Raw genomic sequence first — 12,320 nt, 5'->3', positions numbered from 1 at the left:
GTGATGCACTGTCCCCGTGCCGTCGCTCGTCGGGCAACCAGGTCGCGTTCGCCCGCATCGTCACCGACGGCGTGACGTTCGGGTGGCTCGCCGACGTCGTCGTCGACCCGGCCCACCGGGGCCGCGGGATCGCGCACGCGCTCGTCGACGCGGTCCTCGCCGACCTCGAGCCGCTCGGCCTGCGGCGCATCCTGCTGAAAGCCTCCGACGACGCCGCGGGCATCTACCCGCAGCACGGCTGGGCCCGCCTCGAGGACCCGGACGCGTGGATGGTGCGGCCCGGGCGCTGACCGGCGCCGCGCGGGCCGCCGGCGCGCAGGCCCTACGGTGGGGCCCATGACCGCGTACACGCTCAGCACCACCGTCGCCCGCCCCTTCGCGGAGACCGTCGAGGCCGTCCGGGCCGCCCTCGCCGAGCAGGGCTTCGGCGTCCTCACCGAGATCGACCTGCAGGCCACGCTCAAGAAGAAGCTCGACGTCGACGTCGTGCCGCAGGTCATCCTCGGCGCCTGCCGCCCGCAGCTCGCCTACCGGGCCCTGACGATCGACCCGTCGATCGCGGCCGTCCTGCCGTGCAACGTCGTGGTCCGCGCGGCCGACGACGTGACGGTGGTCGAGGCCTTCGACCCCGACGCCATGGTCGGCCTGGCCGGCGACAGCGAGGCCCTCGCGCTCGTCGCCGAGGACGCACGGACCCGCCTGGGCGCCGCGCTCGCCGCGCTCTGACGTCCGGCGCGGCACCCCGCGGTGCCGGACGCGGTCCGGCAGGGCGTCCTGCGGCTCAGGCGACCGCGCCGAGCGTCGCCCGGAGGTCGGCCTGCACGGCGACGAACCGCTCGAGGAACGCGCGCTCGTCGAGCTTCTTGCGGCGCAGCCACGCCGTCACCTCGTCGTTGCACTTGCTCGCGTTGCACGAGGCGCACGCGGGCACGACGTTGTCGAGCGTGTACCGCCCGCCGCGCGAGACGGGCAGCACGCAGTCGCGCTGCGGCCGCCCGCCGGGCGCGCCGCAGTAGGCGCAGCCGCCCCAGGCGGCCTGGATCGCGGCCCACTGCACGTCGGTGAGGTCGTTGACGACCTTCCCGAGCCGTCGACGGCGCCGCCGCGAGGCGCGGGCCTGCCGGGTTCTGCTCACCGCCATGGCGTCATGGTAGGAACACGCCAGGCGTGCGGGGGCAGCGACTCACCGGCGGTGCCCGCCGGCAGGGCTACTTCGCCTTGTGGGCCTCGCGCGCGGCCTCGAGCTCCGTCTTCGCGCCCTCGGTCGCCAGCGCCCCGCCGGTGCTCTCGAGGTGCGCGCGCACGAACCAGTGGAAGAGCTCGAGGTCGTGCAGGTGGCCGATGAGCAGGTCGTTCGTGACGGCGTCGAGCTCCTCGGTGTCGGCCGCGGCCTTGCGGTGCGACGTGATGACGCCCTCGTACACCTCGTCGAGCGCCCCCAGGTGCTCGATCGCCGTCGCGCGCCCGAGGTGGTAGTCGTCCCACGACCGGGCCGCGACCAGCGCACCCGGCGTGCCGACCGGCGCGACGCCCAGGGTCGCGATGCGCTCGGCGACGGCGTCCGCCATGAGACGCACGGCGTCCACCTGCGGGTCGAGCATCTCGTGCACCGCGATGAAGTGGGGCCCGACGACGTTCCAGTGGATGTGCTTGAGCGTGAGCTGGAGGTCGTTGAGGGAGTGCAGCCGCTCCTGGAGGATCTTCGCGACCTTCGCCCCGTTCTCCTTCGTCAGGGACGGGACGGTGTAGCGGGGCAGCGCCATGGTGGTGTCTCCGGTTCTGCTGGACGAGCGTGCGGTCCCCTTCAGTCTGGGCGGGGATGCGCCGACTCGCGCGTCGTCCCCCGGCGACGGCGGCCCAGGCGCCGAGGCGGGCGCCCGACCAGCTCCAGGGGTGAGCCCGTGCGCAACGAGCCATCCGGCCAATCAATACATGCACGACCTCTATCGGTGGCATCCCGTCTGTCTATGGTTTGAGCACGCCCGACCGGGCGGCCCACCCGAGCAGAGCCCACCCGAGCAGAGGACGTGCCATGAGACGCCTGAGGACGCTGTCGACCGTCGCCGTGACGATCGTGACGGGCATGGTCCTCGCGGCGTGCACCACGGGCGGCGTCACGGACCGGGCCGCCGACGGCGTGGCCCGCACCACCGCCTCCGTCGTCGTGTTCCAGGACCTGAACTCCATCGACCCCGCCCAGGGCGTGGACCAGAACTCGGCCAACGCGATGCACAACTTCTTCGAGGGCCTCTACCGCCTCGACGCGCAGAACCAGCCGGTCCCGGCCGGGGCCGCGGCGCTCCCCGAGGTCAGCGAGGACGGGCTCGTCTACACCATCCGCCTCAACCCGCAGGCGCGCTGGTCGGACGGCACCCCGGTGACCGCGCACGACTACGTCTTCGCGTGGCGGCGGGCCGTCGGCCTGCCCAACGCCGCCGAGCACCAGCGCACGCTCGGGTTCGTGCGCGGCGCGGACGAGATCATCGCGGGCGACGCCGAACCGTCCACGCTGGGCGTCACGGCGCTCGACGACCTGACGCTCCAGGTGACCCTGCGCGCCCCGGCCACCTTCTTCCCCTCGCTGCTGGCCACGCCCGTGTTCTTCCCGGTGCCCGAGCACTTCGTCACCGCGCAGGGCGACGCCTTCGCGACGACGTCGGAGCACGTGCTGTTCAACGGCCCGTTCGCCCTCGAGGGCTTCGCGGGCGCCGGCATCGGCGGCGACTGGGCGTACGTCCGCAACCAGCACTACTGGGACGCGGCCTCGGTCGCGCTCGACCGGGTCGACGTCCGCGTGATCCGCGAGACCACCACGGCCGTCAACCTGTTCAACGCGGGCGAGGTCGACCAGGTGGTCATCTCCGGCCCGCAGGTGCAGGCGAACAGCACGAGCGCGGCGTTCGTCGCCGACACCACCGCGACCGTCGGGTTCCTCGGCTACAACCACGACCACCCCGTGCTCGCCGACCAGCGCGCCCGCGAGGCGATCTCGCTCGCCATCGACCGCGAGGCGCTCACGGAGCGCGTGCTCGCCGACGGCTCCACCCCGGCCACCGGCCTGGTGCCGCCGGGCCTCGCCGCCGGCCCCGGCGGGACGGACTTCGCCGCCGACGCCGGCGACCTGCTGCGCACCGACGTCGCCCGCGCCGCCGAGCTGTGGGCGCAGGTGCGCGCCGACCACGGCTTCGAGCGGCTGACGCTCTCGCTCGAGACGTTCGACGCCGACCGCATCGCCACCGTGGCCGAGTACCTGCAGAACGCGCTCGAGACCGCCCTCGAGGGGCTGACCGTCACCGTCACCACCAACCCGGTGGGCGTCTTCCTCGACAAGACGGCACGCCAGGACTTCGACCTCTACCTGCCGACGTGGGCCGCGACCTTCGCCGACCCGTCGAGCCACCTGAGCCTGTTCGGCACGGGCGAGAGCACCAACTGGGGCGGCTACTCCAACCCCGAGCTCGACGCCCTGCTGGCCTCCGCCCAGGGCGTCAACGCCGCAGACCCGCAGGCCCGCTGGGACGACCTGCTCGCCGCGCAGCAGGTGCTCCTGGCCGACCAGGGCGTGACCCCGATCTTCTTCCAGCCCTCGACGCTGCTGCGCACCCCGTCGCTGCGGGGCGTGGAGTTCCGCACCTCCGGGCCGACGTTCTTCTTCGGCAACGCCTACTTCGCGTAGACCCCGGCCACGTGGACCTCGGTCACGCCAGGACCGCCGCCGCGAGCGCGACCGCGAGCAGCGCGACGCCTACCGTCGTCAGTAGCGTGCTGCGCGCCCCCCGTCCCGGTTCCCGGGCGGGGGCCGCGGCGCCGCGGCGGGCCCGCAGGACGTCGAAGTGGCCCGATCCCACGACCTTGGCCGCTGCGCCCACCACGACAAGGACGACACCCACGATGAACGCCACGTCCGAGACGACCCTCACCGCGGACACCCCACGATGACGCTCGCCCTGTACGCGCTGCGGCGTCTCGCCTCGATGCTCGTCACGCTGTGGATCATCGTCACGGTGACGTTCTTCCTCCTGCGGTTCCTGCCGGGATCCCCGTGGGCGAACCCCATGGACCTCACGCCCGAGCAGGTGGCCCTCCTCAACGCGCACGCCGGCCTCGACCGCCCGCTCATCGAACAGTACGGCCTGTACCTGCTCAACCTGCTGCGCGGCGACCTGGGCGTCTCGTTCCAGTTCCGCAACCAGCCCGTCACCGCGCTCCTGGCCGGGCGCATCGGCCCGTCGCTCCAGCTCGGGCTGCAGGCCATCGGCGTCGGCGCGGTGGCCGGGACGGCGCTGGGCGTCGTCGCGGCCGTGCGCCGCAACACGTGGCTCGACTCGGGCTCGACCGTCACGGCCGTGCTGGGGCGCTCGGTGCCGAGCTTCGTGGCCGCGGCCCTGCTGCAGTACGTCCTCGCGGTGCGGCTCGGCTGGTTCCCCATCGCGGGGTGGAGCTCGTTCGCGCACACGATCCTGCCGACGCTCGCCCTCGCGCTGGCGCCCATGGCCGACGCCGCCCGCTTCGTGCGCACCGAGATGGTCGAGGTGCTCGCGTCCGACTACGTCGACCTCGCGCGCGCCGGCGGGCTCGGCCCGTGGCAGGTCGCGTGGAAGCACGGCCTGCGCAACTCCGTCATCCCGATGCTGACCCTGCTCGGCCCGATGGCCGTGGCCCTGCTGACCGGCTCGCTCGTGGTGGAGAACATCTTCGGCGTCCCCGGGATCGGCGAGCAGCTCGTCCGCTCGATCCTCGTCAACGACTACCCCACCGTCATGGCCGTGACGATCCTCTACTCGGCGCTGCTGCTGCTCGTCGTCTTCGTCGTCGACGTCCTCTACAGCGTCGTGGACCCGCGGGTGCGGCTGGGAGGTGCGCGCCGATGACCGTCCGCAGCGTCTCCCCCTGGCGCCGCCTGCTGCGCCGCCCGACGGCGGTCGCGTCGCTCGTGCTCCTCGCCGTCGTCGCGGTCGTCGCCGTGGGCGCGACGACGCTCGGCCTCGTCGACCCCACGACCCAGGACCTGACGGCCGTCAACCAGCCGCCGGGCGGCGCGCACCTGCTGGGCACGGACGGCTTCGGCCGCGACCTGCTGGCGCGCCTGCTCCTGGGCGTGCGGGTCTCGCTGACCATCGCGTTCTTCGCGGGCCTGCTCGACCTCACCGTCGGGGTCACGTGGGGCCTCGTCTCGGGCCTGGCCGGGCCACGCGTCGACGCGCTCATGCAGCGCGTGCTCGAGGTGCTGGCCGGCATCCCCACGCTCGTCGTCCTCGTGCTGATGCTCCTGGTGCTGCCGCCCGGCATGGTCTCGATCGTCCTCGCGATGGCGCTGACCGGGTGGATCCCCATGGCCCGCCTGGTGCGCGCCCAGGCGCTGCGCCTCAAGGAGCAGGAGTTCATGCTCGCCGCGCGCGTGCTCGGCGCCCGCCGCCCGCGCCTCGCGCTGCGCCACGTGCTGCCCAACAGCCTCGGCCTGATCGTCGTGCAGACCATGTTCACGATCCCCACGGCCATCTTCTTCGAGGCGTTCCTCAGCTTCATCGGGCTCGGGCTGCGCCCGCCCGTCGCGTCCCTCGGCACCCTGCTGAGCACGGGCTTCCAGACCATGACGTTCCTGCCGCACCAGCTCCTCGTGCCCGCGATCACGCTCTCGGCCGTCATGGTGGCGTTCAACCTGCTCGCCGACGGGCTGCGCGACGCGTTCGACCCGCGGGGGGTGACCCGCCGATGACTCCCCCGCTCCTGGAGGTCGACGACCTCCACGTCTCCTTCGCCACCGACGCCGGCCGCGTCCAGGCCGTGCGCGGCGTCTCGTTCGCGCTCCAGCCGGGCGAGGTGCTCGCCGTCGTCGGCGAGTCGGGCTCCGGCAAGTCGGTGACGGCGCGCGCGATCCTCGGCCTGCTGGCCCGCAACGGCCGCGTCGACGCGGGCGCCGTGCGCCTGCGCGGCCGCGACCTGACCCGGGCGAGCGAGCGCGAGCTGCGCCGCGTGCGCGGCAAGGACGTCTCGATGGTCTTCCAGGACCCGATGACGTGCCTGGACCCGACCATGCCCGTCGGACGTCAGGTCATGGAGCCGCTGCGCCACCACACGCGCGCCTCGCGGGCCGAGGCCCGGGCCGCGGCGGCCGAGCTCCTGGACCGCGTGGGCATCGACCCCGCCCGCATGCGGCAGTACCCGCACCAGTTCTCCGGCGGGCAGCGGCAGCGGATCGCCCTGGCGATCGCGCTCGTCAACAGCCCCGACGTCGTCCTGGCCGACGAGCCGACGACGGCGCTCGACGTGTCCGTGCAGGCGCAGATCCTCGACCTGCTGGCCGAGCTGCGCCGCACGACGGGCACCGCGCTGGTGTTCGTGACGCACGACCTGGGCGTCGTCGCGTCCGTGGCCGACCACGTGGCCGTCATGTACGCGGGGCGGATCGTCGAGCTCGGCACCACGCGCGAGGTCTTCTACCACCCGCAGCACCCCTACACGTGGGGCCTGCTGGGCTCGCTCCCCACGGCGGACACCGGCCGTCTCGCGACCATCCCCGGGTCCCCGCCCAGCCTGCTCGACCCGCCGCCCGGCGACGCGTTCGCCGCGCGCAACCCGTACGCCGTCGAGCGCGACCACGTCGAGGCGCCCCCGTTCTTCGACGTCTCCCCCACGCACCGGGCGGCGACCTGGCTGCTGGCGCCCGACGCCCCCGCCGTCGAGCCGCCCGCCGACGTCAGTGCCCGCTGGGACCGCTGGGAGGCCGGCCGATGACCCTCCTCGAGATCGCGCACCTGCGCCAGACGTACGGCCGAGGCCGCTCGCGCACCGTGGCCGTCGACGACCTCAGCCTGAGCATCGCCGAGGGCGAGACGTTCGGCCTCGTCGGCGAGTCCGGCTCGGGCAAGACGACGACCGGCCGCGCCGTCGTCGGCCTCCAGACGCCGACCGGCGGCACGGTCCGCTACCGCGGCCGCGACCTGGCGTCCGCGCTGCGCGGGCGCGGCGGCGCCGCGGTGCGGCGCGAGGTGCAGATGGTGTTCCAGGACCCGTACGCGTCGCTCGACCCGCGCCTGCGGGTGCGCGACGTCGTCGCCGAGGGCCTCGTGATCGCCGGGGAGCGCCGCTCCCTGGAGGCGCGCGTGACGACGGCGCTCGAGGCCGTCGGGCTCGACGGCGCCCTCGGCGAGCGCTACCCCCACGAGCTCTCGGGCGGGCAGCGGCAGCGCGTCGGGATCGCGCGCGCCCTGGTCGTCGAGCCGCGGTTCCTCGTGCTCGACGAGCCGATCTCCGCGCTCGACGTGTCGGTGCAGGCGCAGGTGGTCAACCTGCTCTCCGACCTCAAGCGGGAGCGCGGGCTGACCTACCTGTTCGTCGCGCACGACCTGGCGATGGTGCGGCACGTCAGCGACCGGATCGGGGTCATGCGCCGCGGGCGGCTCGTCGAGGTGGGGCCCGCCGCGCAGGTGTGGGCCGAGCCGCTGCACGCCTACACGCGGTCGCTGCTGTCGGCCGTGCCGCTGCCCGACCCCGACGCGGAGCGCGGCCGCGTGCGCGTGGCGTACGACGGCGCCGCCGACGGCGGGGAGCTCGTCGAGGCGTCTCCCGGGCGGTGGGTGCGTCAGCCTCGCCGAGGCTGACCCTCCGACCCCCGACGGCGGCGCCGGCAGCGGGACAGGACCGCGAGCATCGCCGCGAGCACGAGCCCGGGGCCGACCACCCACACGGGCCGCGTGAGCCACCAGCCGCCGGTCGGCTCGGTGGCGAGCGTGAACCCGGCCCGCTCGTACAGCCACAGGAACGCGACGAGCGCGGTCATGTGCCACACGAACACGGGCATCGCGAGCCCGTTGGCGGCGACGACGGCCCGCCAGGCGCGCGGCCGCTGGAGCCGGGCGGCGAGCCACGGCCGGGCGAGCAGCGCCAGGCCGAGCTGGAACACCGCGAGCGCCGCGATGGGCGCCGTCGTCGGGAACATGTTGCTGGTCGCCTCGCCGGCGACGGACACCATCGAGCGCGAGTACGGCCCGAGGGTCGTGAGCAGGACGAGCGCGGCGAGCCCGACGGCGGTGACGGCGGCGGCGGTGCGACGCCCGCCGCGCAGCAGGGTGCCGTCGCGCCAGAAGTAGCCGAGCTGGTGCGCGAAGAGGAACACGGCGAGCGAGCCGAGCAGCCCGGTCACGGGCGCGCCCCAGCCGGGGCCGAGGCGGACGGCGTCGGCGGCGAGCACGACCACGGCGAGCGCGGCGAGGACGCGCCACCCCCAGGCGGCGTGCAGCCGGGCCGTGAGCGGCACGGCCGCGACGACGGCGGCGTACACGCCGAGGAACCACAGCGGGGCGAGCACGGCCATGCCCCAGGCGAGGACGGAGCGCCCGCCCGCCGCCTGCACGACGACGTCGAACACGACCCAGCACGCGAGCCACGGCAGCACGGGCGCGAGCAGGCGCCGCATGCGCGCGGCCAGGAACCGCCGGGCGCCGGCGCCGTCGCGCGTGACGGCCTGCCAGCCGGCGAGGTTGGCGTACCCGCCGACGAGGAAGAACACGGGCATGACCTGGAGCACCCAGGTCATGGCCCAGCCGCCCGGGACGTCGGGGATGGGGTTGGGCATGGTGAGCGCGCCGGCCGCGTTCCACTGCGTGAGCGACAGCGACCAGTGCCACAGGACGACGACGCCGAGGCTCAGGACGCGCAGCAGGTCGACCACGCGGTCGCGGGTCGTGGGCGTGGCGGCGACGAGGGCGTCGAGGTGCGCGGTCATGGGTGCTCCGTCCCAGGTGGGTGCCAGGCCAGGATCGCCGCAGGCGGCCGCTGCCACGGTGGCCCGTGCGCGGTTCCCCGGCCCGGCGTGCGTGGTGGCACGCAGGCCGTGCCGGGACCCGGCGCGGGGTGCGCCAGCCTCGTTCCTCGTGCCGGTTGCGGTCGGGCACCGCTCTTCTAGCCTCGAAGGCACCAGAGTCGCGGGGTCGCGAAGGAGCGCACCATGTCCGACCAGTCACGCCAGTTCCCCCCGGGCTTCTTCTGGGGCGTCGCCACGTCGTCGTACCAGATCGAGGGCGCGTGGGACGAGGACGGCAAGGGCCCGTCCATCTGGGACACCTACGCCCACACGCCCGGCATGATCGCGAACGGCGACACGGGCGACGTCGCCAACGACCACTACCACCGCTACGTGCAGGACGTGGCCCTGATGAAGGACATCGGGGCGGGCGCCTACCGGTTCTCGGTGGCGTGGCCGCGCATCTTCCCGGACGGGACGGGCACGCCCAACCCGAAGGGTCTCGACTTCTACTCCCGGCTGGTGGACGAGCTGCTGGCCGCGGGCATCGAGCCGTTCGCGACGCTCTACCACTGGGAGCTCCCCCAGGCCCTGCAGGACCGCTGGGGCGGGTGGCAGTCGCGCGACACGGCGTCCGCGTTCGCCGACTTCGCGGGCACCGTCGCCGGCGCGCTCGGCGACCGCGTCGGGCACTGGTTCACGATCAACGAGTTCCACACGTTCGTCGACATGGGCCACCAGGGCATCACCTCCGACGTCGGCGGCGGCGCGACGGTCCGCATCGCGCTCGCGCCCGGCCTCGAGCTCGACGACGCCGCGCTCCACCAGGTGCGCCACCACGCGGTGCTCGCCCACGGGCTGTCGGTCGGCTCGATCCGGGCTGCCGCCCCGCGGGCACGAAGATCGGCTTCGCGGAGAACATCACGACGGCGGTGCCCGTGATCGACACCCCCGAGCACCGGCGGGTCGCGGAGGCCGCGACGCGCGAGCTCAACGCGCCCTACCTCACGGTCATGCTCGAGGGCCGCTACACCGACGCGTACCTCGCCGCCGCCGGCCCGGCGGCGCCGCGGTTCACCGACGAGGACCTCGCCACCATCGCCAGCCCCGTCGACTTCGTGGGCGTCAACGTCTACCGCCCCGGCATCTACGTGGCGCCCGACGACAGCCCGCAAGGGTTCCGGACCGTCCCGATCAACGCCTCGCACCCGAAGATGCACTCCTCGTGGCACGTGCTCGGCCCCGAGGTCATGTACTGGGCCCCCACCCAGGTCAAGGCGCTGTGGGACCCGCCGTCCATCTACGTCACCGAGAACGGCTGCGCCGCCCTCGACGTCGTGGCCGACGACGGGAGCGTCGACGACACCGACCGCGTGATGTTCCTGCGCGCGTGCCTCGACCAGCTCCAGCACGCGGTCGCCGACGGCGCGCCGGTCGACGGGTACTTCCAGTGGAGCTCGCAGGACAACTTCGAGTGGACGGCCGGGTACGGCAACCGCTTCGGGCTGATCTACGTCGACTTCGAGACCCTAGAGCGCACGCCGAAGCTGAGCGCGGCCTGGTTCCGCGAGGCGGCCCGCCGCAACGCCGTCGTGTAGGCGGCCGTCAGCCCTTGACGGCGACGACCTCCAGGTACGGCGACGGCACCTCCATGCGCCGCGGGTGGGTGGACAGCTCCGTGGCGAGGCCGGTCAGCGCGGCCCAGAGCGCTGCCGCGTCGACGTCGGGGCGCGCGAACGCCGCGCGCAGCGGGCCGTAGCGGCCACGGAACACCGTCAGCCAGGCGCGGGCGTCGGCGTAGCGGAAGACGTGGGAGCGCGGCGTGCTCGTGACCGTCACGCCCGGACCGAGCAGGCGCGCGACGGCGTCGGCGTCACCCCAGGCCAGCGGGCTGGGGACGCCGGCCGGTGGCGGGGCGGCCTGCCCGACCGTGCGCAGCATGCGCCCGACGAACCCGTCCGGCGTCCAGGCCGTCAGCCCGATGCGGCCCCGGGGCGGCACACCCGCACGAGCTCCGCCGCCGCGGCGGCCTGGTCGGGCGCGAACATCACGCCGAAGGCCGAGAGCACGACGTCGAACGACGCGTCGGCGAACGGCAGCGCCTCGGCGTCGGCCTCCTGGACGCGCAGGGGCAGGCCGTCGGCGGCGGCCCGCCCGGCCGCCTGCTCGAGGAGCCGGGGCACGTAGTCGGTCGCGACGACGTCGGCACCGCGGCGGGCGGCCGCGAGCGCCGCGTTGCCGTTGCCGGCGGCGACGTCGAGCACCGCGTCGCCGGGGCCGGCGTCGACGGCCTCGGCGAGGAGCTCGCCCGTGAGCTGGAGGGTGGAGCCGATCGCGGCGTAGTCGCCGGACGCCCACCCGTGGCGCTGCGTGTCCTTGACGGCCGCGAGCAGCGACGCGGCATCGGTGGTGGTCATGTCCGGGACGCTAGGCCGGCGGCGGACCGGGCCGCGTCGGTGCCCGGACCCATCTGTGGCCGCGCGGTGGCAGGCGGCACGTAGCCCGCCGCTCAGCGGCCGCGCGCGTACCGGGCCGCGAGCGCCGCGCGGGCGGCGCTGCCGCTCAGCCCGAGGCGCGCGTAGATGTTCGACAGGTGCCGCTCGACCGTCCGGACGCTGAGGACGAGCGCGGCGGCGATCGCGGCGTTGTCGAGCCCGTCCGCGACGAGCCGTGCGACGTCGCGCTCGCGGCCTGTGAGCGGGAGCCCGACGGCGGCCGGCGCCCGCCCGAGGAAGGCGGTCATGCGCTCGACGACGACGGGCCAGGCGTCGTCGTCGGCGCGCATGAGGTGGTTGCGGCCGGGCAGGGCGAGGAACTGGGCGCCGGGGACGAGGCCGGCGAGCTCGGCGCCGTGCTCGGCGGGGACCATGACGTCGTCGGCGGCGTGCATGACGAGCGTGGGCGCGCGGACGCGCGGGGCGTCCGCGCGCACGTCGAGCCCGGCGCGCGCCCGCAGGATGCGCGCGGCCGTCTCCCCCGACGCGGAGCGGCGCTGCAGCTCGATGATCGGCTCGAGCTCGGCGTCGGTGCCGTCGGGGACGAGGAGCTGGGTGAAGCGGCGACGCAGCTCGCCGGCGGCGCGCCCCCAGCCCGCGGCGACGAGCCCGGCGCGCAGCTCGGCCTCCTCGCGGTCGGCGGCGGTGCGGTGCGCCCGCCCGCGGGCGTACCCGCCGAACAGCACGAGGCGGCGCACCCGCTGGGGGTGCCGGGCCGCGTAGGCGACGGCGATCGCGGCGCCCGCGGACACGCCCCACAGGTCGAACACGGGCACCTCGGCCGCGTCGACGACGGTGTCCAGGTCGCCCACCCAGGCGTCGAGCGAGAGCTCCCGCCCGTCGAGGTCGCGCTCCGACAGGCCGGCGCCGCGCTCGTCGTAGCGGACCACGGTGCTCGTGCGACCCAGCATGTCGAGCCAGTGCCGCCACAGCGGGTTGGTCAGGTCGTACTCGAGGTGCGTCAGCCACACCCCCGCGCGCACGAGCGGCGGGCCGTCGCCGGTCACGGCGTAGGCGAGCCGCACCCCGTCGGGGGCGTGGCAGAAGCGGATGCTCTGCTCCACGGTTCGAGGATCGCACCT

The 12,320-nt window shown here is 74.7% G+C and carries 16 protein-coding genes; 9 read left to right on the top strand and 7 right to left on the bottom strand.

Annotation, left to right across the window (positions count from 1 at the left end):
- The first annotated feature begins 8 nt into the window (after positions 1 to 8).
- Positions 9 to 290, top strand: a complete 282-nt coding sequence (locus ET471_RS12725; RefSeq protein WP_129188856.1) for a GNAT family N-acetyltransferase — start codon at positions 9 to 11, stop codon at positions 288 to 290.
- Positions 291 to 336: 46 nt separating this feature from the next.
- Complete coding sequence (locus ET471_RS12720) at positions 337 to 726, top strand: DUF302 domain-containing protein (RefSeq protein ID WP_129188854.1); 390 nt, start codon at positions 337 to 339, stop codon at positions 724 to 726.
- Positions 727 to 781: 55 nt separating this feature from the next.
- Here ET471_RS12720 and ET471_RS12715 read toward each other — a convergent pair whose 3' ends face one another.
- Entirely contained in the window at positions 782 to 1,141 is a 360-nt protein-coding gene (locus ET471_RS12715) for an HNH endonuclease (RefSeq protein ID WP_129188852.1), read from the bottom strand.
- 67 nt (positions 1,142 to 1,208) lie between these two features.
- Positions 1,209 to 1,763 carry a Dps family protein gene (locus ET471_RS12710; RefSeq protein WP_129188850.1) on the bottom strand — a complete coding sequence of 185 codons (555 nt, stop codon included), beginning with the start codon at positions 1,761 to 1,763 and terminating at the stop codon, positions 1,209 to 1,211.
- A gap of 269 nt (positions 1,764 to 2,032) precedes the next feature.
- Between ET471_RS12710 and ET471_RS12705 the strand changes: the two genes are divergently transcribed.
- Positions 2,033 to 3,676: a peptide ABC transporter substrate-binding protein gene (locus ET471_RS12705; protein WP_129188848.1), complete on the top strand. Its 1,644-nt coding sequence runs from the start codon at positions 2,033 to 2,035 to the stop codon at positions 3,674 to 3,676.
- A 22-nt stretch (positions 3,677 to 3,698) separates the two neighbouring features.
- On the opposite strand, the gene ET471_RS12700 is transcribed toward ET471_RS12705, so the two are convergent.
- Positions 3,699 to 3,920 carry a hypothetical protein gene (locus tag ET471_RS12700; RefSeq protein WP_129188846.1) on the bottom strand — a complete coding sequence of 74 codons (222 nt, stop codon included), beginning with the start codon at positions 3,918 to 3,920 and terminating at the stop codon, positions 3,699 to 3,701.
- Between the two features lie 15 nt (positions 3,921 to 3,935).
- Between ET471_RS12700 and ET471_RS12695 the strand changes: the two genes are divergently transcribed.
- The 4 genes from ET471_RS12695 to ET471_RS12680 are packed head-to-tail and all read left to right on the top strand — an operon-like array spanning position 3,936 to position 7,601.
- The gene (locus ET471_RS12695) at positions 3,936 to 4,871 is read left to right on the top strand and encodes an ABC transporter permease (protein WP_129188844.1); all 936 of its coding nucleotides are present in this window, start codon (positions 3,936 to 3,938) and stop codon (positions 4,869 to 4,871) included.
- Positions 4,868 to 5,716, top strand: a complete 849-nt coding sequence (locus ET471_RS12690) for an ABC transporter permease (protein WP_129188842.1) — start codon at positions 4,868 to 4,870, stop codon at positions 5,714 to 5,716. The genes ET471_RS12695 and ET471_RS12690 overlap by 4 nt, the downstream gene beginning before the upstream one ends.
- A complete protein-coding gene (locus ET471_RS12685; protein WP_129188839.1) occupies positions 5,713 to 6,735 on the top strand; it encodes an ABC transporter ATP-binding protein in 1,023 nt (340 codons plus the stop codon). The genes ET471_RS12690 and ET471_RS12685 overlap by 4 nt, the downstream gene beginning before the upstream one ends.
- Positions 6,732 to 7,601, top strand: a complete 870-nt coding sequence (locus ET471_RS12680) for an ATP-binding cassette domain-containing protein (protein ID WP_129188837.1) — start codon at positions 6,732 to 6,734, stop codon at positions 7,599 to 7,601. Before ET471_RS12685 ends, ET471_RS12680 begins: the two co-directional genes overlap by 4 nt.
- Here ET471_RS12680 and ET471_RS12675 read toward each other — a convergent pair.
- Positions 7,583 to 8,725 carry an acyltransferase family protein gene (locus tag ET471_RS12675; RefSeq protein WP_207207269.1) on the bottom strand — a complete coding sequence of 381 codons (1,143 nt, stop codon included), beginning with the start codon at positions 8,723 to 8,725 and terminating at the stop codon, positions 7,583 to 7,585. The genes ET471_RS12680 and ET471_RS12675 overlap by 19 nt on opposite strands.
- Before the next feature lie 222 nt (positions 8,726 to 8,947).
- On the opposite strand from ET471_RS12675, the gene ET471_RS18235 reads away from it, so the two are divergent.
- Together ET471_RS18235 and ET471_RS18230 are read left to right on the top strand one after the other, a co-directional pair.
- Positions 8,948 to 9,685 carry a glycoside hydrolase family 1 protein gene (locus tag ET471_RS18235; RefSeq protein WP_207207268.1) on the top strand — a complete coding sequence of 246 codons (738 nt, stop codon included), beginning with the start codon at positions 8,948 to 8,950 and terminating at the stop codon, positions 9,683 to 9,685.
- Positions 9,682 to 10,341 (top strand): family 1 glycosylhydrolase, encoded by a 660-nt coding sequence (locus ET471_RS18230; RefSeq protein WP_242496282.1) that lies wholly within the window; start codon positions 9,682 to 9,684, stop codon positions 10,339 to 10,341. Before ET471_RS18235 ends, ET471_RS18230 begins: the two co-directional genes overlap by 4 nt.
- A gap of 7 nt (positions 10,342 to 10,348) precedes the next feature.
- Here the strand turns inward: ET471_RS18230 and ET471_RS18865 are convergent, their stop codons facing one another.
- From ET471_RS18865 to ET471_RS18620, 3 genes are all read right to left on the bottom strand, one after another.
- A complete protein-coding gene (locus tag ET471_RS18865) occupies positions 10,349 to 10,744 on the bottom strand; it encodes a hypothetical protein (protein ID WP_280949867.1) in 396 nt (131 codons plus the stop codon).
- The gene (locus ET471_RS18625; protein ID WP_280949866.1) at positions 10,717 to 11,160 is read right to left on the bottom strand and encodes a class I SAM-dependent methyltransferase; all 444 of its coding nucleotides are present in this window, start codon (positions 11,158 to 11,160) and stop codon (positions 10,717 to 10,719) included. The genes ET471_RS18865 and ET471_RS18625 overlap by 28 nt, the downstream gene beginning before the upstream one ends.
- A gap of 92 nt (positions 11,161 to 11,252) precedes the next feature.
- Entirely contained in the window at positions 11,253 to 12,302 is a 1,050-nt protein-coding gene (locus tag ET471_RS18620; RefSeq protein WP_129188835.1) for an alpha/beta fold hydrolase, read from the bottom strand.
- Between the last annotated feature and the right edge of the window lie 18 nt (positions 12,303 to 12,320).

Source organism: Xylanimonas protaetiae (genome assembly GCF_004135385.1).
Classification (GTDB): domain Bacteria; phylum Actinomycetota; class Actinomycetes; order Actinomycetales; family Cellulomonadaceae; genus Xylanimonas; species Xylanimonas protaetiae.
This window is presented reverse-complemented; position numbering and strand designations above follow the sequence as displayed.